This is a genomic window from Fulvimarina pelagi HTCC2506 (genome assembly GCF_000153705.1).
Classification (GTDB): Bacteria; Pseudomonadota; Alphaproteobacteria; order Rhizobiales; family Rhizobiaceae; genus Fulvimarina; species Fulvimarina pelagi.
Genome location: NZ_DS022272.1, coordinates 3,061,302 through 3,087,241, shown reverse-complemented (window position 1 = coordinate 3,087,241; position 25,940 = coordinate 3,061,302). Strand labels below are relative to the sequence as shown.

General features: G+C 63.7%; 28 protein-coding genes. 13 read left to right on the top strand and 15 right to left on the bottom strand.

Annotated features, from left to right (window positions below; all coding sequences use genetic code 11):
• Positions 1–51 precede the first annotated feature (51 nt).
• Positions 52–1,032, top strand: a complete 981-nt coding sequence (locus tag FP2506_RS18990) for a hypothetical protein (RefSeq protein WP_007068279.1) — start codon at positions 52–54, stop codon at positions 1,030–1,032.
• Between the two features lie 122 nt (positions 1,033–1,154).
• The gene (locus tag FP2506_RS14435; RefSeq protein WP_007068278.1) at positions 1,155–2,489 is read left to right on the top strand and encodes a hemolysin family protein; all 1,335 of its coding nucleotides are present in this window, start codon (positions 1,155–1,157) and stop codon (positions 2,487–2,489) included.
• 98 nt (positions 2,490–2,587) lie between these two features.
• Here the strand turns inward: FP2506_RS14435 and FP2506_RS14430 are convergent, their stop codons facing one another.
• Positions 2,588–2,863: a DUF1127 domain-containing protein gene (locus tag FP2506_RS14430; RefSeq protein WP_007068277.1), complete on the bottom strand. Its 276-nt coding sequence runs from the start codon at positions 2,861–2,863 to the stop codon at positions 2,588–2,590.
• A gap of 178 nt (positions 2,864–3,041) precedes the next feature.
• Between FP2506_RS14430 and FP2506_RS14425 the strand changes: the two genes are divergently transcribed.
• On the top strand, positions 3,042–4,013 hold the full coding sequence (locus FP2506_RS14425; protein ID WP_007068275.1) for a LysR family transcriptional regulator: 972 nt from the start codon (positions 3,042–3,044) through the stop codon (positions 4,011–4,013).
• A 15-nt stretch (positions 4,014–4,028) separates the two neighbouring features.
• Entirely contained in the window at positions 4,029–4,892 is an 864-nt protein-coding gene (locus tag FP2506_RS14420) for a VOC family protein (protein WP_007068274.1), read from the top strand.
• A 24-nt stretch (positions 4,893–4,916) separates the two neighbouring features.
• Here the strand turns inward: FP2506_RS14420 and FP2506_RS14415 are convergent, their stop codons facing one another.
• Positions 4,917–5,687: a pentapeptide repeat-containing protein gene (locus tag FP2506_RS14415; protein ID WP_007068273.1), complete on the bottom strand. Its 771-nt coding sequence runs from the start codon at positions 5,685–5,687 to the stop codon at positions 4,917–4,919.
• A 146-nt stretch (positions 5,688–5,833) separates the two neighbouring features.
• On the opposite strand from FP2506_RS14415, the gene xseA reads away from it, so the two are divergent.
• A complete protein-coding gene (gene xseA, locus FP2506_RS14410; RefSeq protein WP_007068272.1) occupies positions 5,834–7,432 on the top strand; it encodes an exodeoxyribonuclease VII large subunit in 1,599 nt (532 codons plus the stop codon).
• Here xseA and miaA read toward each other — a convergent pair.
• Positions 7,429–8,340: a tRNA (adenosine(37)-N6)-dimethylallyltransferase MiaA gene (gene miaA / locus FP2506_RS14405; protein WP_425277090.1), complete on the bottom strand. Its 912-nt coding sequence runs from the start codon at positions 8,338–8,340 to the stop codon at positions 7,429–7,431. The two genes, xseA and miaA, sit on opposite strands and share 4 nt — an antisense overlap.
• Before the next feature lie 42 nt (positions 8,341–8,382).
• On the opposite strand from miaA, the gene serB reads away from it, so the two are divergent.
• Positions 8,383–9,270, top strand: coding sequence for a phosphoserine phosphatase SerB (serB, locus tag FP2506_RS14400; protein WP_007068270.1), 888 nt, complete (start codon positions 8,383–8,385; stop codon positions 9,268–9,270).
• A 15-nt stretch (positions 9,271–9,285) separates the two neighbouring features.
• On the opposite strand, the gene FP2506_RS14395 is transcribed toward serB, so the two are convergent.
• From FP2506_RS14395 to FP2506_RS14380, 4 genes are all read right to left on the bottom strand, one after another.
• Positions 9,286–9,744 carry a molybdenum cofactor biosynthesis protein MoaE gene (locus tag FP2506_RS14395; protein WP_040489996.1) on the bottom strand — a complete coding sequence of 153 codons (459 nt, stop codon included), beginning with the start codon at positions 9,742–9,744 and terminating at the stop codon, positions 9,286–9,288.
• Between the two features lie 144 nt (positions 9,745–9,888).
• Positions 9,889–10,140, bottom strand: coding sequence for a molybdopterin converting factor subunit 1 (moaD, locus tag FP2506_RS14390; protein ID WP_007068268.1), 252 nt, complete (start codon positions 10,138–10,140; stop codon positions 9,889–9,891).
• 102 nt (positions 10,141–10,242) lie between these two features.
• Positions 10,243–10,644, bottom strand: coding sequence for a (R)-mandelonitrile lyase (locus FP2506_RS14385; RefSeq protein ID WP_007068267.1), 402 nt, complete (start codon positions 10,642–10,644; stop codon positions 10,243–10,245).
• Positions 10,645–10,701: 57 nt separating this feature from the next.
• Positions 10,702–12,537, bottom strand: coding sequence for an aminopeptidase P family protein (locus FP2506_RS14380; protein ID WP_040489162.1), 1,836 nt, complete (start codon positions 12,535–12,537; stop codon positions 10,702–10,704).
• A 265-nt stretch (positions 12,538–12,802) separates the two neighbouring features.
• On the opposite strand from FP2506_RS14380, the gene FP2506_RS14375 reads away from it, so the two are divergent.
• Positions 12,803–13,006: a hypothetical protein gene (locus FP2506_RS14375; protein ID WP_040489161.1), complete on the top strand. Its 204-nt coding sequence runs from the start codon at positions 12,803–12,805 to the stop codon at positions 13,004–13,006.
• A 175-nt stretch (positions 13,007–13,181) separates the two neighbouring features.
• Here the strand turns inward: FP2506_RS14375 and FP2506_RS14370 are convergent, their stop codons facing one another.
• The 6 genes from FP2506_RS14370 to FP2506_RS19375 all read right to left on the bottom strand — a co-directional run bounded on the left by FP2506_RS14370 (position 13,182) and on the right by FP2506_RS19375 (position 18,688).
• Positions 13,182–14,318: an MFS transporter gene (locus FP2506_RS14370; protein ID WP_007068264.1), complete on the bottom strand. Its 1,137-nt coding sequence runs from the start codon at positions 14,316–14,318 to the stop codon at positions 13,182–13,184.
• Positions 14,315–14,839, bottom strand: coding sequence for a TetR/AcrR family transcriptional regulator (locus tag FP2506_RS14365; RefSeq protein ID WP_007068263.1), 525 nt, complete (start codon positions 14,837–14,839; stop codon positions 14,315–14,317). The genes FP2506_RS14370 and FP2506_RS14365 overlap by 4 nt, the downstream gene beginning before the upstream one ends.
• Before the next feature lie 147 nt (positions 14,840–14,986).
• A complete protein-coding gene (locus FP2506_RS14360; RefSeq protein ID WP_007068262.1) occupies positions 14,987–15,853 on the bottom strand; it encodes a 50S ribosomal protein L11 methyltransferase in 867 nt (288 codons plus the stop codon).
• A gap of 11 nt (positions 15,854–15,864) precedes the next feature.
• Positions 15,865–17,745: a cation:proton antiporter gene (locus FP2506_RS14355; protein ID WP_007068261.1), complete on the bottom strand. Its 1,881-nt coding sequence runs from the start codon at positions 17,743–17,745 to the stop codon at positions 15,865–15,867.
• Positions 17,746–17,922: 177 nt separating this feature from the next.
• Positions 17,923–18,513, bottom strand: a complete 591-nt coding sequence (locus tag FP2506_RS14350; protein ID WP_007068260.1) for an SCO family protein — start codon at positions 18,511–18,513, stop codon at positions 17,923–17,925.
• Between the two features lie 43 nt (positions 18,514–18,556).
• Positions 18,557–18,688, bottom strand: coding sequence for a hypothetical protein (locus FP2506_RS19375; protein WP_007068259.1), 132 nt, complete (start codon positions 18,686–18,688; stop codon positions 18,557–18,559).
• Between the two features lie 123 nt (positions 18,689–18,811).
• On the opposite strand from FP2506_RS19375, the gene FP2506_RS14345 reads away from it, so the two are divergent.
• On the top strand, positions 18,812–19,513 hold the full coding sequence (locus FP2506_RS14345) for a DapH/DapD/GlmU-related protein (protein ID WP_050765162.1): 702 nt from the start codon (positions 18,812–18,814) through the stop codon (positions 19,511–19,513).
• On the opposite strand, the gene FP2506_RS14340 is transcribed toward FP2506_RS14345, so the two are convergent.
• The gene (locus FP2506_RS14340; RefSeq protein ID WP_007068257.1) at positions 19,468–20,688 is read right to left on the bottom strand and encodes an MFS transporter; all 1,221 of its coding nucleotides are present in this window, start codon (positions 20,686–20,688) and stop codon (positions 19,468–19,470) included. The genes FP2506_RS14345 and FP2506_RS14340 overlap by 46 nt on opposite strands.
• 244 nt (positions 20,689–20,932) lie before the next feature.
• Between FP2506_RS14340 and FP2506_RS14335 the strand changes: the two genes are divergently transcribed.
• From FP2506_RS14335 to FP2506_RS14325, 3 genes are all read left to right on the top strand, one after another.
• Complete coding sequence (locus FP2506_RS14335) at positions 20,933–21,802, top strand: PhzF family phenazine biosynthesis protein (protein WP_007068256.1); 870 nt, start codon at positions 20,933–20,935, stop codon at positions 21,800–21,802.
• 87 nt (positions 21,803–21,889) lie between these two features.
• Positions 21,890–22,633, top strand: coding sequence for a TSUP family transporter (locus FP2506_RS14330; protein WP_007068255.1), 744 nt, complete (start codon positions 21,890–21,892; stop codon positions 22,631–22,633).
• A 9-nt stretch (positions 22,634–22,642) separates the two neighbouring features.
• Positions 22,643–24,127: a cobyric acid synthase gene (locus tag FP2506_RS14325; protein ID WP_007068254.1), complete on the top strand. Its 1,485-nt coding sequence runs from the start codon at positions 22,643–22,645 to the stop codon at positions 24,125–24,127.
• Positions 24,128–24,430: 303 nt separating this feature from the next.
• Here the strand turns inward: FP2506_RS14325 and FP2506_RS14320 are convergent, their stop codons facing one another.
• Positions 24,431–24,748: a hypothetical protein gene (locus tag FP2506_RS14320; RefSeq protein WP_007068253.1), complete on the bottom strand. Its 318-nt coding sequence runs from the start codon at positions 24,746–24,748 to the stop codon at positions 24,431–24,433.
• Between the two features lie 226 nt (positions 24,749–24,974).
• On the opposite strand from FP2506_RS14320, the gene FP2506_RS14315 reads away from it, so the two are divergent.
• The gene (locus FP2506_RS14315) at positions 24,975–25,754 is read left to right on the top strand and encodes a heme ABC transporter permease (RefSeq protein ID WP_007068252.1); all 780 of its coding nucleotides are present in this window, start codon (positions 24,975–24,977) and stop codon (positions 25,752–25,754) included.
• Positions 25,751–25,936, top strand: a complete 186-nt coding sequence (gene ccmD, locus FP2506_RS14310; protein WP_007068251.1) for a heme exporter protein CcmD — start codon at positions 25,751–25,753, stop codon at positions 25,934–25,936. The genes FP2506_RS14315 and ccmD overlap by 4 nt, the downstream gene beginning before the upstream one ends.
• Positions 25,937–25,940 lie beyond the last annotated feature (4 nt).

The window sequence follows — 25,940 nt, the reverse complement described above, 5'->3', positions numbered from 1 at the left end:
TTTCCTATGACGGGATAGGCGAAAAGACGTGACCGCGCGGGAGGCGTAACGATGACCGATTTTTTCGACTGGCTCACTGCGTCCGACTCAGGGCTGGCTGCAGATCGTCTCGCCAGCGCCTACAATCTCAGTCCAAGCGAGCTGCAGGACACCGCGCAGGCCCTTGCGCCGGCCTTCTCGCTCGCCATGATGCGCGCGATGTCGAACCCGGTCACAGCGGCCAATATCTCACAGCAGTTCGCGCCCTTCTTCGGTTCGATGGATCCGACCTCCCGCAAAGCCGCGAGCATGCCGGAGGTGAAGTCCCTGACCGACAGCCTGTTCGGCTCGAACACGCTCGTCGATGCGGTGTCGCGGCAAGTCTCGTCGGTCACCGGAACCGCGCCCGACACGGTTCGTCCCCTCATGCGCAATCTGACGTTGATGGCGATGCAGACGATGATGCAGATGGTCGGAACCACCTTCTTGCGCGGACCGCAAAACGGTGAATTTGATCCGACCGACGTTCCGGCCAACGTCGCCGACCTGATGCGCCGTAGCGCCAATGCGATCGAAGCCTTCGCGCGAACACCAGGCGAGGCCGGCTCACGCCGCACGGGCTCTGAGGGATTGAGCAACGTATTCGCGGATGCCTTCCAAGGCCCGCTTCCGTGGCTCCCGCCCATGCCCTTCATGGCCGCCAAGAACGCCATCGCGCCGAAGGAGGAGGAGCGTACCCGATCTTCGGAGACAGGCGGTGGAGAGCCACCAACCTTGCCATTCTTCGCCATCTTCGAAGGGTTCTCCAAAGGACTCTCGGCGAAGACTTCCGCAACCCCTGCAAATGAGGCGACCGAGGACGATGACGATCGGGAACGGTCCCTCCCGGAGGAGGTGACCAAGACCACCGAACCCCCGCCACTTGTGCCGGACCCAGCCGGCTTCGGCCGCCTGATGGATGCGAGCGCGGAAATGCAGGCCGATTATCTGAAGCGCATGACCGAGCTCTTCGAGGCCAATCCCCTCAAGGATGGAGAGACAAAGAAGGGCTGAGGCTGCTAGTGAGCTCGGCGGTCCCAAATATTTCGATCGCAACGCTCGATCGTTCTCCGCGTTGATCCCAGTCGCCGCGGGAGACCGCAGAACCGCTCCGTCAGCCCTTAGGTCGCCGCGCCGTGCTCATCTTCAATGCTTTGATCGTCTTCGGACTGATCCTTCTCAACGGCTTCTTCGCCATGTCCGAGCTCGCCGTTGTCTCGGCCAAGCGGTCTCGGCTCGAACAGCGGGCGAAGCAGCGAAAACGCGGCGCTAACGCGGCGCTGAAGCTATCGGAAAATCCGACGACTTTTCTCTCGACGGTGCAGATCGGGATTACGCTTGTCGGCATCTTCGCCGGCGCCTATGGCGGTTCGGTCTTCGCCGAACCTCTGGCGCAGGTGCTGCGGGAGTTGCCTGGTCTCGAGGCGGTAGCCTACGATCTCGCCTTCGTCTCGGTCGTCGTGGTCATCACCTATCTTTCGCTGATCTTCGGCGAGCTCGCTCCGAAGCGCCTTGCGCTTTCGCGGTCCGAAGCCGTCGCCTCCTTCGTCGCGCCGACCATGCGGATGATGGCGCGGATCGGTGCGCCGATCGTCTGGCTTCTGGAATTCTCGACGAAGGTCGTGACGAAACCATTCGTCAGCGAAGACGACAAGGAGGAGGAGGTTACGGAAGAAGACGTGCGCTCGATGATCAAGGAGGGGACGCAACTCGGAGTCTTCAAGGAAAAGGAGCGGGAGATGCTGGAAGGCGTCATCCGCATCGCCGACCGAAACGTCCGCTCGATCATGGTGCCGCGGCCGGACGTCGACTGGCTCAGCGTGCACGATAGTGAAGACGAGAACTTCGAGGAGATCATCAGGGCGGGCCATTCACGCTTCCCCGTGCTGGATACGGAGGAGGACGCTATCGTCGGCATCGTACAGACGAAGGATCTCTTCGAACTGCAGCGACGTGAGGGTCGGATGGACCTCAAGACGGCAATGCGCAAACCGCTCTACGTCAACGAGGCAATGCCGATCCTGAAACTGCTCGAAGCGTTCCGGAAGGCCAACCTGCACATCGCCGTGGTGCTCGACGAATACGGCTCATTCGAAGGTATTGCGACGCCGCAGGACATCCTCACGGCCATTGCCGGCTCGCTCCCCGAGGGTGCTGAAGAGGACGTGTCCGCTTTCCGTCGCCAAGACGGCTCCTGGCTGGTCGACGGTGCCATGCCGGTAGACGCTTTCGCCTACAAGCTGAAGACCATCGAATTTCCAGAAGATCGCGACTACGAGACCGTCGCCGGTTTCGTGCTGGAACAGATCGGCCATATCCCGGGCGTAGGCGAAATCTTCGAATGGGAGAACTTTCGGGTCGAGGTGGTGGACCTCGACGGCCAGCGTATCGACAAACTGTTGTTCACCGAGAAAGCGGCCGCCCCGGGTAATTTCGAAGTGACCGGTCCCGCCCAGACATCCGGCGCCTGACCTCGGACGGGCCCTGTGGCCATTATGGATTGGGCCGGGACATCAACACTCCCGGCCCTTTCATATCAAGTCAACGGCATGGCATGCGCCAGACCCGCTCAATGCTGGCGAACTCTCGTCGTGTTCTCGGCGGCCTTCATCGACAGGAGGTAGGTCGGGTCGCAACGCCAGTCGCGGTTGAGTGCCTCGTAGACGTCATCGCGTTTCAAACCGACATCGCTCAGAAGATAGTCCGGCAGATCGGAGAGTTGGCGGGCTGCGCGGCGATTGACCATAGTTGTGGCGATGGCGCGTAGGGCGGCGCCTGCGAGGCGGATGCCTTCGCCGATCGAATGGGTGAAATCGCCGGTCGTGGTCTTCTGGAAGATCGCCATGGCTTTGTATCCTTTCTCGAAAGCCGTCGGGCGTGAGGAAAAAGAGAAGCGCCGAGCCGGAATGGCTGCGAACGCTTCAAAGTTTCTTCCTGACGAAACGACAGATAACCATCGGCTATTGATCGATCCAACGAATGTTTGTAATCTCTAACATCGATTTTGCTGATGGAGCATTCCCATGACATCCCCTGTCGATCTTGAACAGCTTCGCACCTTCGTGGCCATCGTCGATGCAGGAAGCTTCACCAAGGCAGCGGAGGACGTCTTCAAGACCCAGTCGGCGGTCTCCATGCAGATTCGACGGCTGGAGGAACGGCTCGGAACCAGACTCTTCGAGCGCAATGGCCGGGCGATCGAGGTGACCGACAGCGGCCAGCGGCTTCTTTCCTATGCGCGGCGGATGCTGACGCTCAGCCAGGAAACGCTCTCGGCTTTCGACGAGAATGCCATGCAAGGCGCGGTCCGCATCGGCCTGCCGGACGATTACGCAGAACGTTTTTTGCCTGAAATCTTGGCGCGCTTCTCGCGCTCGAACCCGCTGGTCGAACTGTCCATCGCCTGCGAGCCGTCCTCCAATCTCGCCGACGCGATTGCCAAGGGCCGGCTGGACGTTGCGCTCGTCTCCGATTGCGGTACGGACGGCGCGAAACTCGACATCGTGCGCCACGAGCCACTGCATTTCGTGGCTTCGAGCGCGCACGAGGCGCATCTGAAGGACATCGTGCCGCTCGCGGTCGGTCGTGCGGACTGCAAATGGCGCCGCGAGGGCATCGAGGCGCTGGAGCGGGCGGGACGGCGATACAACGTCCTCTTCAGCTCTTGGTCGGCGCAGGTGCTGATCTCCGCCGTCCTCGCCGGGCTTGCGATCGGCGTGCTGCCGGAATGTGCGCTCCGGCCCGGTATGCGCATTCTCGGCGAGCGCGACGGCTTTCCCAAGCTCAATCATACGGCGATCGGCGTGCTACGCTCAGCCAATGCTTCCGGGGCTATCGTCACAGCATTGGTCGACCATATCCGCGACAGTCTCGCGAACCTCGTGCCGGCCAATGCGCCAGCGGCCCAGCCGATTGCACAGATCCACCATCTTCCGGAAACCCGGATCATCCGCGCGCAGCGCGGCAAGCCGGGCTCCGTCGCTGCCGGATGGTAACAGCGGAGCACGGACATGGCCGCCAGCGAACATCCCTCCGACATGCCGATCCATGTCGCGTCCAGTGAACTCGCAACGTCTGATTTGAAGCGTCTGTCCGACTGGTACGGCAGGACGCTCGGCTTCGAAGTGATCGACGAAACTAGCTCGCGGACCGTGCTGGGTCTCGGGGGCACCGCGCTCCTCAGCCTCGTTCATGACCCGGACGCCAAGTCGGCGCCGCGCTCGGCGACAGGTCTCTTTCATAATGCCTACGTCCTGCCGCGCCGGGCCGATCTCGCCGCCTTTCTCGGCCATGCCCAGACAATCGGCGTGCAACTGACTGGTGCCTCGGATCACCTCGTCACCGAGGCGATCTATCTCGACGATCCGGACGGCAACGGCATCGAGGTCTACTGGGACAGGCCGCGAAAGGACTGGCCGCTTGGCCTCGCAGGCGATATCCGTATGGCGACTGATCCGCTTGATCTCGAATCGCTAATGATCGCGATGCCGCCGGAAGGCGAAGCTCGACTGCCGGCTGGCACGCGGCTCGGTCACATTCATCTGAAGGTTGCGGACCTCGCCGCCGCGGAAAGCTATATCAGTGGGGTCCTCGGCTTTGCCAAGCAGGTCGATTATCCCGGCGCCGGCTTCTTCGGCTCTGGCGGCTATCACCATCATGTGGGCGCAAATATCTGGGCCTCGCGCAGCGGCGCACCCGCGCCGGAGGGCTCGGCGGGGCTTAGGTCCTACACGGTGACCTATGCCGACGAAGAGGGACTGTCGTCTGCCGTCGAACGATGCTTGCAAGCTGGTTTCGAAGTGCAAGAGAGCGAAATGGGCGCCGCCGCCACCGATCCCTGGGGCATCGAAGTCCAACTCGTAGCCGCGTCCTGATGCGCGAGAAGAGCCTTTCGCAGGTCACCGATCCAGATTCTTCGCCTTCCCCTTCACGTCGACGAACTTCGTCGAGCGCAGGTCCGCTTTCTCGAAGTCAGCACCTTCGAGATTGCTACCGGTGAACTTCGCGCCGGCAATCTCGGCGCGCAGCAAATTGGCGCCCGTCAGGTCGGCATTCTCAAAATTTGCGAATTCGGCCGCCGCGCGCGAAAGGTCCGTGCCGACGAGACGCGCATTGGTAAGGTCGGCGGAGTTCATGACGCCGCGCATCATGCCCATGGACTGATTCTCCATGTCGGCCGAGAGATTGGCACCGGAGAGATCGGCATCGACTAGGGTCGCATTGGTAAGGTCGGCGGCAAGACGGGAGTCTTTAAGGTTCGCGCCGGTGAAATTCGTATCTCGCAGCTGTGCCTGGAACAGATTCGCACCGGACAGATCGGCGCCCGAGAAATCCGCTCGCATCGCCCAGGCCTGATCGAGCTTGGCGCCAGCAAGTTTCGCGCCCGAAAGATTGGCGTCGTTGAGGTACGCGCTGGTCATGTCCGCGCCTTTGAACTCGAGACCCGAAAGGTCGAGGCCATTGAGCTCGGCAGACCGCAAGTTCGCAGGCTTTTCGGAACTCGACGCCGACAAGAGTGCCATCACCTCTTCGCGGGTCATGGCCGCCTTGGTCATCCGGTCGGAGGTGAGGTCAAGGCCGCTCATCATTCCTTGCGAGAGAGCGGATGGCACGGTGAAGACCATGCCCGAAACGGCAAGAGCGATGATTGCAAGCGTCGAAGGCTTCATCCGATATCCTCCCTTATCGACGCGGGAATGTCGGAGACCGGCGCCGATTTTCTGCGGGCTGCGCGCTCTAGGAACACCATGGGTGATCCTTGCCGCGGCGCGCAGTGCGCTTGACTGTTCTTCGTGGAAATGGCTCGGTTCGTTTCATGAGCCTCCTCGACAACGATCCCCCATCCAACGTCGCAGAGTTTACCGTTTCAGAGATCTCGATCTCGCTGAAACGCACTGTCGAGGATGCCTTCGGCCATGTCCGCGTGCGCGGGGAGGTGTCCGGCTATCGCGGGCCCCATTCCTCAGGCCATGCCTATTTTGCGTTGAAGGACGACAAGGCGCGGATCGATGCCGTGATCTGGCGCGGTAGCTTCTCGAACCTCGCATTCAAACCTCAGGAGGGGCTCGAGATCATTGCGACCGGTCGGCTGACGACCTATCCCGGCTCGTCGAAATACCAGATCGTCATCGAAGACATTAAGCCGGCGGGTGCCGGCGCCCTGATGGCGCTTCTGGATGAGCGCCGGCGCAAGCTGGAAGCCGAGGGCCTGTTCGCGCCGGAGCGAAAGAAGCGCCTTCCTTTCCTGCCGCGCGTCATCGGCGTCGTGACCTCGCCGACCGGCGCCGTCATCCGCGACATCCGGCACCGCATTACCGACCGGTTCCCGGTCCATGTGCTCGTCTGGCCGGTGAAGGTGCAGGGCGAGGGGTCGGGCGATGCGGTGGCGCGGGCGATCACGGGCTTCAACGCATTCGAGCCTGATGGACCGATCCCACGTCCGGACGTCCTCATCGTCGCGCGTGGCGGCGGGAGTCTCGAAGACCTTTGGGGCTTCAACGACGAGGCAGTCGTCCGGGCCGCGGCTGATTCCGATATCCCGTTGATCTCAGCCGTCGGCCACGAGACCGACTGGACGCTGATCGATCATGTCGCCGACCGCCGGGCACCCACCCCGACGGGCGCTGCGGAGATCGCAGTTCCGGTGCGCGCGGAGTTGCTCGCCGACGTCGCAGCCTTTCATGCAAGGCAGGGCAACGCAATTTCCCGCCGACTCGACCACGATCGTCGGCAGGTCGTCCAGACCGCACGGGCGCTTCCTTCGCCGGACATGCTGCTGGCGCTTCCTCGCAGACGACTGGACGACGCCGCCTCTGGGCTCGGCTCGCAGTTTCTGCTCGTGGTTTCCGAAAGCCGACAGACATTTGGCGGCGTTGCGGCGCGGCTCTCGCTCTCCACCCTCGAAGGCGCGATCCGCGAGAAGCGGGGCAGCCTGCGGCATGCCGCCCTCGAAGCGGAACAGGCGATGGCTGGCCGCCTATCGCGCCAGCGCCAGCTTTTTCAGCGGATTACCGCGAACCTCCAGCCGATCGGCCTCAAGGCGCGAAGCGAGGCGGCGCGTCTGAAGCTCGACACGGTGAGCGAACGCTTCGATCGCGCCCGCACGCGGTTGACGGAGGATCGACGCGAACGGCTCCGCCAGACCTGGCGCGTCGCCTCCGGTCTCGGCCCAAAGCGGGTTCTGGAGCGGGGCTACACGATCATTCGCGGAGAGGGCGATGTGCCGATCACCGATCCGGCGCTCCTTCCGCCCGGAACGGCTTTCGCCGTCGAATTCGCCGGCAACAATAGGATCGGCGCACTCGCCAGCGGAGAGGCGGCACCGGGCAGCACGCGCCCAGCCGCACCGCGAAAGCGAAAGAAGGCGACGCCCCCGGAGGCCGAAAGGGCGCAAGGCAGCCTGTTCGACGGTTAGAGCTCACGCCCCTCTAGAACTGGCAGGACGCGCGCGCGTGCATCCTCGACATCCGCGCAGCGCAGCCAGCTCTCGTCGAACTGGTGGCGGAACCAGGTCTCCTGCCGCTTGGCGTATTGCCGGGTCCGCGTGATCGCCCGCTCTTTCGCTTCCGCCGCCGCCGCTTGGCCGGCAAGAACTTGAGAAAGTTCGGTGAAACCGATTGCTTTTTCCACGAAACGTCCCGCGTCAGGCCGCCGAGAGAGGTACTCCCGCACTTCGTCCATCGCGCCGGCCTCGAGCATCCGGTCGAAACGCTTGGCGATCCGCTCGCGCAGAACCGCACGATCGGGGGTCAGCACGATCTTCAGCGTTTCGTCTTCATCGAGAATGCCCTCGCCCTTGCGGGCCTGAAGCCGGCTGAGCGGCGTTCCGGTCGCCTCCTGAATTTCGAGCGCGCGGACGATCCGCTGGCCGTCCTGGGGCTCGATGCGCCCGGCCGCGACCGGATCGACGGCCTGAAGTTCGCAATGAAGCGTCTTCGGGCCGGACTCGGCGAGGCGCAACCGCCACTTTTGCCGTACCGTATCCGGCACCTGCGGCATCGCATCGAGCAAGCCGAGCAATGCCTTGAAATACAGGCCCGTCCCGCCGCAGAAGATCGGCAAGCGCCCTTGTCGGCGACACTCATCCATGATCTCGGACACCGCACGGATGTAGCGCCCCGCCGACATGGGGTCGTCTGCCGCGAGAATACCGTAGAGCCGGTGCGACACTGTCGCTTCGTCCTTTGCGGTCGGCCGCGCCGTCAGGATCGGCAGATCGCGATAGACCTGAAGCGCGTCGGTGTTGACGATCCACCCGCCGGTCGCCTGAGCGATCTCCATCGCCAACCGCGACTTGCCGCTCGCAGTTGGCCCGGCTATCAGAACGGCTTCTGGAACCTTTTTGGTCAGGATCTTCGCCTCTTCATGTTCGTCGCAACGCTGATCGCCCCACCCCGCTCGACTGGCCTGGAGAGGGAGCTGATAGCGAAGATCGGCGACGTCCTCGGTTATGTCACGAGCGAAGACAAGCTGCACCCGACCCACACATCCGACCTTAACCTCGACCGCGAGCCGTTGCCCGGCGCATGGGACGCCGCAAGGCGTCTCGCGGCAAGCCAGCGGATCGATGCAGTGCTCCAGCCGAGCGCGGAGCGACGCAAGTCGATTTTGATCGCCGACATGGACTCCACCATGATTGGTGAGGAATGCATCGACGAGCTCGCCGCTGAGATCGGCGCGAAGGAAGCGGTCTCTGAGATCACCGCGCGGGCGATGAACGGCGAAATCGAATTCGAATCCGCCCTCCGCGAGCGTGTGGCGTTGCTGAAAGGCCTGCGGACCAGCGTCATCGCCAAAGTGATTGAAGAGCGCATCACGCTCGCCCCCGGCGGCGAGACGTTGGTCGCGACCATGCGGGCGAACAACGGCTACACGGCCCTCGTCTCAGGCGGCTTCACCGCCTTTACAGAAGTCATCGCGGCAAAGCTCGGCTTCGACGAGACCCGCGCCAACACGCTGCTGGAAGAAAACGGCACGCTCACCGGCACGGTGGCCGAGCCCATCCTCGGATCGGACGCTAAAGTCGCCGCGCTCATCGAGATCGCGCAGATGCGTGGCGTCGACGTCCGGGACGCGGTGGCGGTCGGTGATGGCGCGAACGATCTCGGCATGATCCGCCTCGCGGGCGCGGGCGTTGCGCTGCACGCAAAGCCCTCGGTGGCCGCGAGCGCCGAACACCGGATCGACTTCGGCGATCTCACCGCGCTTCTCTACATGCAGGGCTACAAGGCAGACGACTTCGTCGGGGGCTGAAAGCCTCCTGCTTCCTTATATCCTGTGCCAGCGGTCCTCAGCGGCCTCGTCCGTCGCCTTCGATTCTACCCAGCCACCGACCGACCCGTCCTTCAGATGCTCGCGCTTCCAGAAGGGCGCCTTGGTCTTCATGAAGTCCATGATGAAGGACGCTGCCTCGAAGGCCGCGCCGCGGTGTCTCGAGGAGCAGGCGACGAAGACGATCTCTTCGCCTGGCGCGATCTTGCCGTAGCGATGGGCCGCGCGCACTGCGATCAGCGGCCAGCGCTGGGCCGCCTCTTCGGCGATCTTACCGATCTCCTGTTCGGCCATACCGGGATAGTGTTCGAGTTCGAGCGCCGAAAGCCGGCCGTCCTCGTCGCGGCAGAAGCCCGAGAAGGTCACGAGCGCGCCGGCGCCCGGCTCGCCGGACAGCGCCATTGTTTCCGCCGCGATGTCGATACGCTCGGCCGAGACGGTCACCTTCGGCGCGATCGTCGCCTGAGGCCCTGACTGTCGCGCCTCGGCAGGCGCCAGCCCTTCAGGCCGAACGGTCGCGGCACCTTCACTACGGTCGTACATGGTGGTGGCCATGTCGCGATGAATGTCGCGCGGGGTCTTGTCGTCGGCGCCCATCGTTCAGCCGCCGGTCATGGGCGGGAAGAGAGCGACTTCCTTGGCGCCAGCCAGCGGTTCGGAATGATCGACATGTTCCTGGTCGATCGCAACGCGGATGATCTCGGGCGCCTGAAGCGCGAACTCGTAGTTCTCGCCGCGGCCCTTCAGCCAGCCGAGAAGATCGGCGACCGTCGCGACGCCCGCCGGCAGGGCGACCTCTTCGTCCGCGACCCCGATACGCTCGCGCACCCAGGCGAAATAACTGAGCTTCATGGTCAATTGCCTCGAGAGATCCGTTCCATCGTTTCCCGAGAGATAGTCACGCGGGAAATGCCGGTAAAGCCGTCCGTTCGTCCGAAGGCGGCAAACCGAGGCTTAAGCCTCGCCCTCGTATTCGGCGTCGGTCACCTTGTCGAGCCAGTCGATATGGCTGCCGTCGAGTCGCTCCTGAACTGCGATATGGGTCATCGTGCTGTCGCTCGTTGCGCCGTGCCAGTGCTTTTCGCCCGGTGCGAACATCACGACGTCGCCGACACCGACCTCTTCGACCGCGCCGCAATCGCGCTGGACGCGGCCTTTCCCTTCAGTGATGTAGAGGGTCTGGCCGAGCGGATGGGTATGCCACGCCGTGCGCGCGCCCGGCTGGAAGGTGACACGAACGCCGTTGACGCGAGCCGGATCAGGCGCTGCGAACAGCCACTCGATCTGAACGTCTCCGGTAAAATGTTCGGTGGGTGCCGGGTGAATCGACCGGTCTTCGCCGCGTTGAATGTCCATCTTCGCTGTACTCCTCCAGCCGTTTCGATGCGATGCGCAGCCTCGTCGTCCTAAGGGTCAGTCACTTTCTGATATGAGCCGGGCTGTCGCTTCGGCAAGCCAGGCGGCATCGTCCGGGTCGAGGAACGGCGCGATCTCTTCCCGCACCCGCGCGTGATAGGCGTCGAGCCAGGCCCGTTCCTCCGGCACCAGCAGAGAGGGATCGATCAGCCGGCGATCGATCGGGCAGAGCGTCAGGGTCTCGAAGCCGAGCATCGGCTTGTCGCCGCCGGCAATCTCCGCTTCGGGCGTCACCAGCACGAGGTTCTCGATGCGGATACCGTATGCGCCTTCCTTATAGTAGCCCGGCTCGTTGGAGACTATCATGCCAGGCTCCAACGCCACCATGCCGCGCCGCGAGATCGACTGCGGTCCCTCGTGGACCGCCAGGAAGGCGCCGACGCCGTGGCCCGTGCCGTGCGCATAGTCGGCACCGGCTTTCCAGAGCGCGGCCCGGGCGAGAACGTCGATATCGACGCCGCGCGAGCCCTTGGGAAAACGCGCAAGCGAGATGCCGATCATGCCCTTCAGGACCAGCGTAAACATGCGGCGCATCTCGCCGCTCGGCCCGCCGATCGGGATCGTGCGGGTGATGTCGGTCGTCCCGTCGCGATACTGGCCGCCCGAATCGACCAGGAAGAGTTCGCCGGCCTGAAGCGAGCGGTCGCTCCCCGTGGTGACACGGTAGTGAACGATCGCGCCGTGGGGACCGGAACCGGAGATCGTGTCGAACGAAATATCCTGAAGCGGCTGCCCGTCCTCTTCGCCGAAACGCCGGCGGCTGTCCTCCAGCGCTTTCGCGGCCTCGATCTCGGTAACGGAGCCCGGTGCCTGCCGGTCGAGCCAGGCGAGGAAGGCCGCCATCGCCGCCCCGTCCCGCCGATGCGCGGCGCGCGTGCCGGCGATCTCCGCTTCGTTCTTGCGCGACCTCAGCGCCTTGACAGGATCTTCGAGCTTGACGACCGTACCTCCCGCCACACCGACGATCTCGCCGATGGCGGCGGCCGCAAGGCCTCGGTCCAGACCGATCTTCGCCCCGGCCGAGAGGGCTCGCAATCGATTGGAAAAATCGTCATAGGCCTCGATCGCGGCAACTGTTTCGAGAACCCTACGAGTCCCGTCGTCGAGCTTGCCTGGATCGACGAAGAGGACCGCATGGCCTTCTTTCGAGACCGTTGCAAAGGAGAGCACGAGTGGAGTGTGCTCAACATCCTTGCCGCGGATATTGAAGAGCCAGGAGACCGAAGCCGGGTCGGTCAGCACCGTCAGATCGCAGTCTGCCTTGCACACGGCCTCGGCGACCTCGGAAATCTTGTCGGCAGCCGACTTGCCCGCGAATTCGATCGGATGGAGTACGACCGGCGCCTGTGATGCAGCGGGCTTGTAGCTCCAAAGTTCGTCTATCGGGTTCGCGTCAAGGGTCACCAGACGGCCGCCATCGGCTTCCATCACGCCTTTCAGGCGTTCGGCGCCTGCGATCGTCGTCAGCCAGGGATCGATCCCGATGGCAAGACCCTTGGCATTCGTTTTCAGATAGTCGTCGAGCGAAGTCTCAACGGAGTTGACTGGATCGAAAACCTCCAGGTCGATCTGCTCGCGCAGCTGGATCGTGTAACGACCGTCGGACAAGACGGCAGCTCGATCCGCCAGCACCACGGCGGTGCCGGCCGAACCGGTAAAGCCGGTCAGCCATTTCAAACGCGCGTCGCGCTCGGGAATATATTCGTTTTGATGGCGGTCGGCACGCGGAACGACGAACCCGTCGACACCGAGCGTTTCAAGGCGCTCACGCAGACGCGCCACACGCTCCGCACTGTGCGAGCACTCACTCACCTCGTCAAAACTCTGAAACATCCTCGCCTTCCCCTTCCACGTTTCCCGCCGTTATGAGCTCGCTCTTATCGCGCCCGAACAGTCTGCGCGAGAACAACGCGGCAAGGGAGCCTGCTCTCCGCGGATCAGAAGAGGCTTACCGAAAGCTTGATGCTGGTTCTTTTCGCATTGCAACAAGTGCGAAGGAGCTATGCATCCCGGCGCCTGCCCGACCGCGTCGGCATTCTCCATATTGCATGGCAGGGAGACAGACAGCCAACGCTACACCAAGAAGGGGAAGACTAGCATGGCAACGAACAGCTACACGGATCTGTCCATGCGCAAGGCATCGCCGTCCAAAGGCGTTTTTCGCACTGCGCTCGACCGCATGATCGAAGCACGCGAGCGTCAGGCTCGCGCCTATGTCCGCAATAACCTCGCGCTCTACGGCCGCGACATCGACGAAATGAGCCGCAGCGCTCCGCACGATCCCGCGAGCCCACGGCGCTGAGGATTTGCGGATAATTTAAGCCAGATACGACAAACGAAAGCCCGTGCTGGGAACAGCGCGGGCTTTCTCGTTACGATGTCGAATTCAAGCGGCGGCTTCCGACCCGAAGAAGACATGCGACGATCGCGCAGCGAATGTCCGCTTCGGGAAATTGTGGCCTGAACCTCGACAGGGGCTATACGGAAGCGACCGCCGTTGCGGGCCGGGCGCGGAAAACGCCGGCAATAAGCGCAATGATGGCAAAGCCAGTGACTGCCGCTTTGAGATCCGCTTTCTCTAAAACGAGCCCGAACACCGGCGAACCAGCCGTCTGACCGATGGCGATGGTGAGAAATCCGATCATGAGCCCCGTCGCAGGACGCTCCGACAAGGCGCGGACACCCCAGATCAGATAGACCCCCGTCAGTATGACATAGGCGGCTCCGAAGAATGCGCCGCCTGCCAACACGATTGCGGATATCGCCGGGCCAAGGCCGACCGCAAGGATGCCTGTCGACATCAATCCCAGGAATGTCCAATGGACGGTGTCGAGGCCGAAGCGTTTGACAAGGCTCCCCGCCCATGCCCCGGCAATGCCGCCTGCGCCGATCGCGCTCCAGATCATGCCGGTCCCTGTCGGCCCCCAGCCGAGACGTTCCGAGACGATCTGCCCTCCAAAGGACCAGAGAGCGGTGCTCGCAGCACCCATCAGGAACGAAGCGGCCACGAGCCGAAGGACCGGACCGTTCATCGGAGGAAAGCCGCTCAAGTTCTTGTTGCTTCCTGCGTTCGGCAGTGCAAAGGCGGCGGCGAGGGCAAGAACGACCGCGACCGCAGCGAACGCTGCAAAGGCGAGGCGCCACTGTCCGGCCATGAGAAGGGCGACCGGCCCTGTTAGAGCGACGCCCGCACTCGTTCCGGCATTGATGACGGTGTTGGTCACATCCTGCCGGCGCTCGCGCACCGCAACGGCGACCGCCGCGGCCATAGGCGGAGACGCGAGCCCGGTGCTCGATCCGGCGACGAGAACGGCGACGGCGAGAAAGAAGGGTGTCGATGCGAGCGCGATCACCGCCATTCCTATCGCGGCTACGATCGCCGCGGCCGTTGCGACCGCACGTGCCCCGATCCGCTCGGTCAAAATCGCCGAAACGATGATGGCGATGCAATAGCCGGCAAAAGAGCCGCCGGAAATGATACCGGCGAGCGAGGGGCCGAGGGTGAGATCGCCGTCGATCTGCGGCAGGAACAATCCGAAGGCGAAGCGGGCGAAGCCGTAGCAGACGGCGATGAGAGCGAAGCCGACGGCACCGATGCGAAGGGCGGGGCTCATGACCTTGCCCGTTCGATGAGGGTCGCTGCGGCGGACTGTGCAGCGCGCACCGCTCCCTCGCCTCGATAGATCGCCGCATGGGTCGCACCCTCGAAGAGGACGAGAATCTGTTCGGCAATCTCCGGATCTTCATGACCGAGGTCCGTTGCAACGATCCGGGCGACCTGGTTCTGAAACGCCGTCTTATGCATCCTGACGGCCTCGGCGATTTCCGGCGTGTCGCCGCCGGTTTCCGCATTCGATCTCAGAAACAGGCATCCGCGTGTTCCCTCGATGCGAATCCAGTCATCGAGGACTTTGAAGAGCGCCTCCACCGTTCCAACGTCAAGTCTTGCCATGAACCTTCGGTCGCGTTCGCCGAGTATGCACGCCATCAGTTGTGTCTTGCTGCCGGCATGCTTGTAGAGCGTCCGGCTCGACATGCCTGCGGCTTCGGTCAGTCTGTCCATTCCGGTCGCCACGAAACCGTGGCGATCGAAGAGCCGCTCGGCTGCCGCAATGAGCTTGTTGGTCGTGTCCATGATAGGCCTTTCGGTTCAATCATAGACCCATATATAAAACGATCGTTTTACATAGCAAAGCAACAACACCAAGCTGGTGCTTCGTCACGAAAAGCTGCCATTGGTGAGCGGTCTTGTGAATGACCGCAAACCACCCATTCCAGCCATTCAGCGGCCCAGCAGCAACGTCACCCATTCTCCCATCGTCACCGTGCGGCGGTGGTAGAGGCCTTGGTTGCTGAAAGCCGCCAGGACCGAGCGGCGTTGGTGGGTGAGGATTCCGGAGAGGATGATCCGGCCCCTCGGGGCCAGATGGCGGGCGAAATCGGGGGACATCGCCTTCAGCGGTCCCGCCAGCACGTTCGCCACGATGAGATCGAAGGGCCCGCGCTCGCGGATCTTCGGCGAGCGGAAGCCCGTCGCGATCGCGACATCGACGAGACGTGAAACACCGTTCGCGCCCGCATTCTGCCGCGCGACGTCGACGGCGACCGGGTCGATATCGGTCGCGAGCACCGGCAAACGCCCGAGCTTCGCGGCGCCGATGGCGAGCACGGCACTGCCAGTGCCGAGATCGAGCACCGCCTTCGGCCGCTTGCGGCGAATCTCCTCGCCGATCAGCTGGAGGCATCCCGCCGTCGTGCCGTGATGGCCTGTTCCGAAGGCCATGCCGGCCTCGATCTCGATGGCGATGTCGTTCGGCTGTACCTTCGCGCGGTCGTGCCGTCCATGCACAAGAAAGCGCCCCGCGCGGACCGGCTTGAGCCCCGCCAGCACTTCGGCCATCCAGTCCTTGTCGGGAAGTTCCTCGCGTCCGACCTTGCTTGAAGGAATCCCGGTGGCGGCCGCAAACTCATCCGCTCGGTCTTCGCCCTCTTCGACGTCGAGATAGGCCGCCGCCTCGAAGATCTGCCTCGCCTCGTCGATTTCGGTGATCGCGAGCGGCGCGCCCTCGTCTTCGAAGGCCTGTTCCAGCGCCGAATACCACCGTTCTGCCTCGGATTTGGGCCCCTGCGCAAAATAACGGATCTGCACTTCGGTCTCGCTCAGGCCTTGTTTGTCACGATTTCGATGGTCTGGCGGGCGCGCTCCTGACGCTTCTCCCGCTCGGTGCTCGCCTTCTCGATCTTCTCCTTCTCGCGGGCGAGCCGGGGCGGCACGAAGGAGATGATCCGGTCGCCGCTCACCGGGTCGCTGATGCCTTCGAGCGTCGAGAACACGATCGCACCGGACGGCTTGATCCAGAGGATCATCTGGGTTTCAGGCGGACGCGCGTCGCGGAAGTCGGCATAGTCGAACTCTTCGGTGAGTCGTGTCGACTGGAAGACCCAACCTTTTTCGATCATCTCGTTGAGTTCGTTATAGGTCTTGCCTGGCTGGAACAGCGGCAGCCCGCCGATGGTGAAGTTCATCGATCGCCGCTCCGAATTGCCGTTGCGGCCGATCTGAAAGACGTCGGAGCGGCCGATCTCGGGCGCGAAGTCCGTGGTGATCAACGCATTGTAGGCATCGTTGTCGGTCGCCGCGATCATGTGGTCGAACCGCGCGAGATTGAGGTTGTGGTGGGCGGCTTCCGACAGGATCTCGCCGTACCAGGTCTCGATCTCGGCATAGCGGGCATCCGAAATATGCGTCCAGTTGTCGTCGGCGATCAGCACCGGCACTTCGTCCGTCTTGAGGCGCTTGGCGAAAGCGATCGTGAAGGGCGAAGCACCGACAAGCAGAATGCCGGGGCGGACCGCCGCCTTCAGATTGAGCAGCTTCGACAGCGGCCCAAGCGTGAAGCCGTGCAGCAAGATGGTCACGGCCACAACCGCGAAGGTGTAGGCAATCATGTCCTGGCCGTCGGCGACGCCCATCTGGGTGAGGGTCTGACCGAAGAGGCCCGCCACCGCGACGGCGACGATACCGCGCGGCGCGATCCAGCCGACGAAGAGCCGTTCCTTCCAGTCCAGCCCGACGCCGATGGTCGACAGGCCGATGGCGATCGGCCGGATGACGAAGAGAACCAGAAAGATAAAGCCCAGTGCCTGCCAGCTGAGGCTATAGAGCGTCTCCATGCGAAGCGAGGCGGTGAGCGCGATGAAGAGACCGGAGACGAGAAGGATGGTGATCGTCTCCTTGAAGCGGCGCAGTTCCCCAAGAGACGAAATCTTCGCGTTGGCCATGGTGATGCCCATGACGGTGACCGTCAGAAGTCCGGCCTCTTCCAGAACGAGATTCGTCACCGCGTTCATGCCGACGACGGCGGCAAAAAGGATCGGGGCTTTCAGATATTCCGGCGACTGGCCGCGCGCGAACAGCCAGCCGAGCGCCCGGCCGGCGGCAATGCCGCCGCCGATCGCAAGGAGAAGCGCCATCACGAGCGAAAAGGCGAGCCCCTCCGCCTCGTGGCTGCCGTGCAGGACGAGATAACCCTCGAAGGCAATGACCGCGAAGAGCGCGCCGAGAGGATCGTTGACGATCGCTTCCCATCTGAGGATCGAGGCCGGCCGGCTCTTCAGCTTTGCGTTCCTGAGGAGCGGCATGATGACGGTCGGTCCGGTGACGACGAGGAGCGCGCCGAGCACCATCGAGGTCGTCCAGGAAAGGCCGCCGACATAATGGGCGGCAAGCGCCGTCAGCATCCAGACAAGTGGGCCGGAGAAGAAGACGATACGCCTGACCGCCCTCGACGTCTCCTTGATCTCCCGAAAGTTCAGGGTCAGGCCGCCCTCGAAAAGGATGATCGCCACAGCCGTCGAGACGAGGGGCGTATAGAGCTCGCCGAAATCGACAGCCGGGTTCATCACGTTCAGCAGCGGACCGAAGAGAAGGCCGACGGCGAGGAGCAGCACGATCGCCGGGAGTTGAACCTTCCAGGCAACCCATTGGGCGGCGATGCCGGCCAGGCCGATCAGCGCAAGTTGGAAGGCGAGATCGCTCATTCAGGTCCGATCCGTGAGGTGACGAGGACTTTAGAATAGTCCGTGTTGCGGCGCGGAAAAGACCGAGCCGGCCAGGCGAAGGCGCAGCCCTGCCTCATATGGCGGCAAGACGCAACCGGCCCATGGGCGCCGCGGGACCGCCGGACCGACGGCTGCCGCCCTTTATGCGAAAAGGGTTCAGACGCCGGACAAGCGTTCCAGTTTTCCGCGCGCCATCTCCGGATCTTCACCGTATCCGATCGTGCCGTCGAGCCGGCCTTCCTCGTCGATCAGGAAGGTCGTCGCGGTGTGGTTCACGTTGTAGTTCTCGCCTTCGCCGTCTCTTTCGGCTATCACGCCCCAGCCCTTGAGCATCTCGGCCACAGCTTGCGGTTCGCCGGTGATGGCGAGGACATCGTCGCTTACGGATTCGACGTAGCTCTTCAGCGTCTCCGGCCTGTCGCGCTCGGGGTCGACGGTGACGAAGACGATCTGAAACGGCTCGGCACCCTCAGCGGCGATCTCCTTCTGGAAGCCGGAGAGTTCGTAGAGCGTGGTCGGGCAGACTTCCGGACAGTGGGTGAATCCGAAGAAGACCGCGGACGGCCGGCCGCGCAGAGCCTGTTCCGTCACCGGATCGCCGTTCTGGTCGACCAGCTGGAAGGGTGAGCCGTACGGCTCGTTGGCAATCGCATTCTGGTTTGCCCCCTGCATCGACCAGAACACGGCGAGCGTCGCGCCGGCGAGCAGAGCGGCGGCGACCCAAAGCGCAATTCGAAATGCCTTCATGACGTCCCTTGTACGAGATTCTTTCGATCCATCACGGCCGGGGTTAGAAGCAGAGCGCCCAGCCCTCGGCGACGGCGTTCATGAAGATCGCTTCGCCATAGGCGAGCCATCCCGCGACGGCACCGAACGATATGGCCGCGCCGAGCGTCGTGAGAAGCACCAGGGCCAGGCGCATACTCCATGGCCCGAAAGGCGGGGCCTCGCCATTTCCCGTCGAATTGGCCATCCTGAACCCGTAATGCAAATCCCGGTGGCGGCCGTCATTCGCGCCTGCCGCCAGAGCCTTTCGGTTATCATCATGCCCGCCTACGATCCAGAGCAGGACCCATCACATCTCGCGCTGAGGTTCCGTGACCCGGAACCGAAGATCCATCCGAGCGCGACGACCAAAGGATGCCGGTTCGGGGACTATGCCGAGATCGGCCCGCGCGTTACGCTTCGCGAGGTGGAGGTGGGCGCCTATTCCTATTTCGAGCCCGGCGGGCACGCGACCTACGCGACGGTCGGCCGCTTCTGCTCGATCGCGCCGAATGTGCGGATCAACGCGCTCGCCCACCCCATGGACCGGGTGACCACCCACAAGATCGCCTATCGGCCGAACGAATATTTCCGCTGGCGCCCGGTCGATCAGGTCTTCCAGGACGAACGCCGGGCAAGGCGGGTCAGCGTCGGCCACGACGTCTGGATCGGCCAGAACGCGGTCATCATGCCGGGCGTGACGATCGGCGACGGCGCGGTGATCGGCGCGAATGCGGTGGTGACACGGGATGTCGAGCCTTATGCGATCGTCGCCGGCGTTCCGGCGAAAGTGCTGCGCAAGCGGTTCGCCGAAAAGACCGTCGCAAGGCTTCGGGCACTTCGCTGGTGGGACTGGCCGGCAGAAACCCTGTTTGAGGCCGTGCCGGATATGGCCGAACTTCCGGTCGAGGTCTTTCTCGACAAGTGGGAAGCGCTTCAGCCTTCTTCCGAAGACGCCCGCCCCTCGACCAGCGCGAAATAGGCGAGCGCTGCCGCCGGCATGCCGCCGCCGACGAGGCAGATCGCCGTCCAGCCGAAATTTTCGAGAAGCGGGCTCGCGAGCGCCGAACCGAGCGCGCCGCCGAGGAAGAAGGTCGTCATGTAGACCGCGTTCAGCCGGTTCCGGATCGACTCGTCGAGCTGGTAGATCTCGCGCTGGCCGAGCACCAGATTGGCCTGCACGCCGAGGTCAATGACGATGCCGGCCAGAAGCAGCGGCCAGAACGTCGTCTCGCCGAACCAGGCGAGGACGAAAGCGAAGATCGCCAGCGCGATCGCGACGATGGTTCCCGTCCGGGTGTGGCCGCGATCGGCCAATCGGCCGGCGACAGGCGCCGCGAAGACGCCCAAGACGCCCGCCAGCGTGAAGAGCGCGACCTCGGTCGACGAGAAGCCGAACGGCTCGCGCAGGAGGATGATCGGCGCGGCCGTCCAGAACACCGAAAAGGCCGCGAACATCGCCGCATGGTAGAGCCCGCGCCGTCTCAGTACAGGCTCGGTCAAGAAGAGGCGGCCGAGCGAGCCGATCAGCTCGCCATAGCCCTTCCCGCCACTTGGCTGGCGATGGGGAATGAAGAAGAAACCGATCACAAGGATGATCCCGATCGCAAGTCCCGACACGCCGAAGACGCCGCGCCAGCCGACGTAATCCGCAAGGAAGCTCGCGATCGGCCGGGCGAGCAGGATGCCGCCGAGAAGGCCGGTCATCACGTTGCCGACCACTGCACCACGCTGGTTCGCGGGTGCCAAATTGGCCGCGAGCGGCACGATCATCTGCGCGGCGACCGAGGTCACGCCGACGACAAGCGTCATCGCAAAGAGGCTCCCGAGACCCGGCAGAAGCGCGAGCCCGGCGAGGCTGAGGAGGTTTAAGCCCATCGTGCCTAGGATCAGCTTGCGATTTTCAAGGATATCGCCGAGCGGCACCAGGCAAACGAGCCCGATCGCATAACCCGCCTGGGCGGCGGTGACGATGAAGCTTTCCAGCGAGACCGACAGCCCGGTATCGGTCCCGATCAGCGCGACCAGCGGCTGGGCGTAGTAGAGATTTGCGGCGAGCGCTCCGCAAGCGAAGGCGAAGAGCGTCGTCAGAAGCGTACCAATGCCGCCGCGCTCATGCGTCTCCGCAGGCACCGCGCTTTCGCTTGTGGCGGCCATGATCTTTTGTCCGGGTGCTTTGCGTCGTGGAGCGTCCGTCGTTGGTTCCCAGGTAGGGATCTCCAGGGTGCTGAAAAGTCGGCGGCTCGAACGGTGAGTTCAGGGACAATGGACGCGACAACCGGTTGAAGGCCAGATTCGCGGCCTTCATTCACGACACGGATCGCTCCTATCGTCAGCTTTGATTTGCCTTTAGCTGGGAAATCAGCCCCGTTCTCCAGCAGCAAATTGAGGAAAGCCGATCATGCCGACGCTCCCAATCTACCAGGTCGACGCCTTCACGACCGAACTCTTCGCGGGCAATCCGGCCGCTGTCGTGCCGCTCAACGAATGGTTGCCCGACGAGACGCTTACCCAGATCGCTGCCGAAAACAATCTCGCCGAGACAGCTTATTTCGTGCCTGACGGCGAGAACCGGTGGGAGCTCAGATGGTTCACGCCGGCGATCGAGGTGCCGCTCTGCGGCCACGCGACCCTCGCCACCGCCTTCGTCCTCACCGAATGCCTCGGCGTCGAAGCCGCAACGCTCACCTTCGCCACCCGCCAGTCCGGCGAATTGACGGTAACGCGAACCGAAGACGGCCGCTTCGTCATGCGCTTTCCCGCCCGCAATTGGGAGCCGCACGAGGCCCATGACGGCCTCTCCGCCGCTCTTGGGAAGGACCCGAACGAGCTTTTCTTTACCAAGGTCGCAGGAGATACCTCGTTTCTCGCCGTCTTCGACAAGGCGAGCGATGTCGTGGGGCTAGATCCCGATATCCGCGCCATCGCAGCGGTGCGCTCGCGCAATGTGGTCGCCACCGCGCCAGGGAGCGACATTATCGTTACGGCGAAAGGCGATGCCGGTTCCAGCGATGCGGCAAAGAGCGAAACGATCGATTTCGTCAGCCGCATGTTCGCCCCGAATGCCGGCATCGACGAGGATCCCGTAACTGGTTCCGCTCATTGCCTGCTCGCCCCGTTCTGGGCCCAACGTCTCGGCAAGTCCGAACTGAAAGCGCGGCAGGTTTCGAAACGCGGCGGCGATCTCTGGTGCAAGGTGGACGGCGAGACCGTGGTCGTCTCAGGTTACGGCGTGATTTATCTGGAGGGACGGATACGGGTGCCGGGGTGAGGCCTCGTCCGGAGAGCGTACTTCTATGCCTTTGGTTCGGAACGTTTCCTGTTTGCACTTTGCACGCTGCTCGGTCAAAGCGATCGAATGCCGATCGACATCCTTCTCCTCCTCGTCGCCGCCGCCTTTCTCGCCGGTTACATTGATGCGGTCGCTGGCGGCGGGGGCCTCATCACCATTCCCGCCCTGCTCCTCTCCGGCATGGACCCGCTGGCCGTGCTCGGCACCAACAAACTGCAGAGCCTGTTCGGCTCGGGTTCAGCGGCGATTGCCTACTCCGCGAAGGGTCACGTCGACCTCAAGACACAATGGCCGGGGGCGCTCGCCTCAGGTTTTGGCGCGATATGCGGGGCGCTTCTCGCCTTCGTCGTGCCGACGGACGTCCTCGAGACCGCCCTGCCCTTCCTGCTGATCGCCGTCGCGCTGTTCTTTGCATTCCGGCCCGGCCTCGGCGATCTCGACCGCGAGCGCCGGCTCTCGTCCTTCTTCTTCGTCGGTTTCGTGGTACCGCTGATCGGCGCCTATGACGGGCTGTTCGGTCCGGGTACGGGCTCGTTCTTCATGATCGCTTTCGTCACGCTCGCCGGTTACGGCGTCCTGAAGGCGACGGCACACACCAAGCTCTTGAACTTTTCTTCCAATTTCGGATCACTCCTCGTCTTCGTTGTCGGCGGAGCAGTCTATTGGAGCGTCGGCCTCGCCATGGGCATCGCGCAGTTCCTCGGTGCGCGGCTGGGCGCGGCGACCGCGATGCGCTTCGGTTCAAAACTGATCCGGCCGTTGCTGGTGATCACCTGCCTGGCGCTGGCGACCAAGCTGCTTGTCGGTTAAGCGACAGGAATGAAGAACACCCCCGCCATTATGCTACAGGGCACGGGCTCCGATGTCGGCAAGTCGGTGCTGGTGGCGGGGCTGTGCCGGCTGTTTACCCGGCGCGGGCTCTCCGTCCGGCCGTTCAAGCCGCAGAACATGTCGAACAACGCGGCCGTGGCGCGCATTCCCGGCACGACGGAATTCGGCGAGATCGGCCGGGCGCAATGGGTCCAGGCGCTCGCCTGCGGCACGCCGGCGACGACCTTGATGAACCCGGTGCTCCTCAAACCCCAGTCGGAGACCGGAAGCCAGATCGTTCTCAATGGAAAGATGGCCGGCAGCGCGAAGGGGCGGGACTATCAGGCGCTGAAGGGCGAGTTCCTCAAGACCGTGCTCGAAAGCTTCGAGGTCTTGAGCGAAGAGGCCGATCTCGTCATCGCCGAGGGTGCGGGCTCGCCGGCCGAGATCAATCTGCGTGCGAACGACATCGCGAATATGGGCTTTGCGACCGCCGCGAACGTGCCGGTGATCCTCGTCGGCGACATCGACCGGGGGGGCGTCATCGCTTCCATCGTCGGCACGCATACGATCCTCCCCGAAGCGGACGGCAGGATGATCGCCGGCTTCCTCATCAACAAGTTCCGGGGCGATGTTTCACTCTTCGACGACGGTCTCACGGCGATCACCGGCTTCACCGGCTGGCCCTCGCTCGGCGTCGTCCCGTTCCTTCCCGCCGCGAATCGCTTGCCGGCGGAGGACTCGGTCGCGCTGGAGAGACTGGCGAAGCAGGAAAGCCGGCAGGGCGACATCGTCGTCGCGGTCCCGCGCCTCGGCCGGATCGCCAATTTCGACGACTGCGATCCGCTGGCCCACGAGGCCGGCGTCTCGCTCGTCTTCGTCGCGCCAGGCGAGCCGCTGCCCGAGAGCGCCGATCTCATCCTCATCCCCGGCTCGAAATCGACGATCGCCGATCTCCAAGCGTTCCGCGCCAACGGCTGGGACCGCGATCTCCGCCGCCATATAGCGAAAGGCGGCCACGTCGTCGGCCTCTGCGGCGGCTACCAGATGCTCGGCCGGCGCGTCGCCGATCCGCACGGCATCGAAGGCCCGGCGGGGACAAGCGAAGGTCTCGGCCTCCTCGACGTCGAAACGACGCTCGCGCCGGAAAAGACCGTCCGCGAGGGCTCGGCGACGTCACTCGGCGGCGAGCCGCTGGAGGGATACGAAATCCATCTCGGCACTACGACCGGCCCCGATTGCGCCCGCCCGGTCTGCCGAATCGGCGGGACGCCGGACGGGGCGACGAGCGCGGATGGCAAGGTTTTTGGCACCTATCTCCACGGCATCTTCGCCAATGATGGCTTCCGCCGCGATCTCCTCGCAAGGCTCGGGCTCCGCGCCACCGGCCCCAGCTACCGCGCCGGCGTCGAGGCCGCCCTCGACGAGATCGCCGCGCGACTGGAAGAGGTGGTCGATTGTGACCGGCTTCTGGAAATCGCACGCCGGCGGTGAGGGGTTTGCCGCCCACACTCTGGGCCGTCACCACTCTCTCCTCCGTCATCCTTGGGCCCCGACCCAAGGATCCAGCGCGATGTCGGCTGTGGTAGCCTGGATCCTCGGGACGGAGCCCGAGGATGACGAACCGCGGGGGGAAGGGCGTCCCTCGCCAAAACCGCGCCAAAGGTGGCGTTGGAGACCATCTGCGAAGAAGCGTTTGAAAAAGCCCAGAACCCAGAACCCAAAAGGCAATGAGGTTCAACAAGAAGAGACCCCCGACCTTTCGGTCGGGGGCCTTTGTCCGCCGCCGGGAAGCGGTCAGCGGCAGATAGTGCGGTAGCCTACGATGACCTTCTGGCCATACCGCCATTTGCGGATCGGCTTGTCGAAGCATTCGTTGTCGTCGTGACTGTCGATGTGGCGGCCACCACTGCGCTTGTAGTAATTCTGGCGCGGATGGTAGCCCCGGTTCTGGCTGGCCTTGGCGCCGAGGACACCGGCTAGGACGCCGATCCCGACGGCGATCGCGATATCGCGTTCACGCTTGCCCGCCGAAGCGGAAGTGGCGGAGACAGAGACGGCCGAGGTGGCGAGGACGACGGCGGCGACGGTGGAGAGGATGGTCTTGCGAAACATGGTCTGAGCTTCCTTCTTGGGTTGGGGCGGTTCGTTTCGTTTGCCGATGGAAAGAAGCTACGCGAGAGCCTTATCGGCCGCAGTGACTGGAGTCACACCGGATACGGCGACCCGAAATTCGCCAATTCAGCTGGTATGGGCTGCCGTGAAAGCCCAACAATTTTCGGCGCTTCGCCGCAGGCTTTTGGGTTTGCGGGGCTTTTGAGGAAAGGCTAGAACGAATCCCATGAGCACTGTCGCCACAGGCCGACCAGGCCGCTTCGCAATTCTCGCCAACCCGACGCGCTTTCTGGAGCTGTCGGGCAAGATCCAGCCGTGGCTCTACGCGCTGGCCGCCCTCGCGATCCTCACCGGCTTGACGCTCGGCTTCATGGCGCCGGAGGATTATCAGCAGGGCGCGACCGTGCGGATCATGTTCATTCATGTGCCCTTTGCCTGGCTCTGCATGATGATCTGGACGGTGATGGCGCTTTCAGCGCTCGGCACGCTCGTATGGCGCCATCCGCTCGCCGACGTGTCGATCAAGGCAGCCGCGCCCATCGGCGCGGTCTTCACGGTGCTCGCGCTCCTCACCGGCTCCATCTGGGGCCGCCCTATGTGGGGCACCTGGTGGGTTTGGGACGCGCGGCTCACCTCGGTCTTTGTGCTCCTCATCATGTATCTCGGCCTGATCGCCCTCACCCGCGCGCTGGACGAGCCCGGCAAGGCCGCGAAACCGGCCGCGATCCTCGTCCTCGTCGGCTGGGTGAACATCCCGATCATCAAGTTCTCGGTCGACTGGTGGAACACGCTGCACCAGCCGGCGAGCGTGATGCGCGCCGACGGGCCTTCCATGCCAGCCGAATTCCTGACGCCGCTGCTTCTCTCGGCGGTCGGCTTCACCCTCCTCTTCTTCGCCCTGCATTTGACGGCGATGCGTACGGAAATCCTGCGCCGACGCGTCGAGGCCCTGTCGCGACTTGCCGCCCGCAAGGCCGAGCGCGGCCAGAGCGAGGTCGCGGCATGAGCGGTGACTATACGGGCTTCATCCTCGCGGCTTACGGCTTTTCGGCGCTCGCCATCATCTGTCTTATCATCTGGATTGCGCTCGACTCCCGTTCCCAAAAGCGGGCGCTCGCCGATCTTGAAGCGCGCGGCATCCGTCGGCGTTCCGACATGAAGCGCGACGCCACGGTGGAAGGGGTCTGAACCG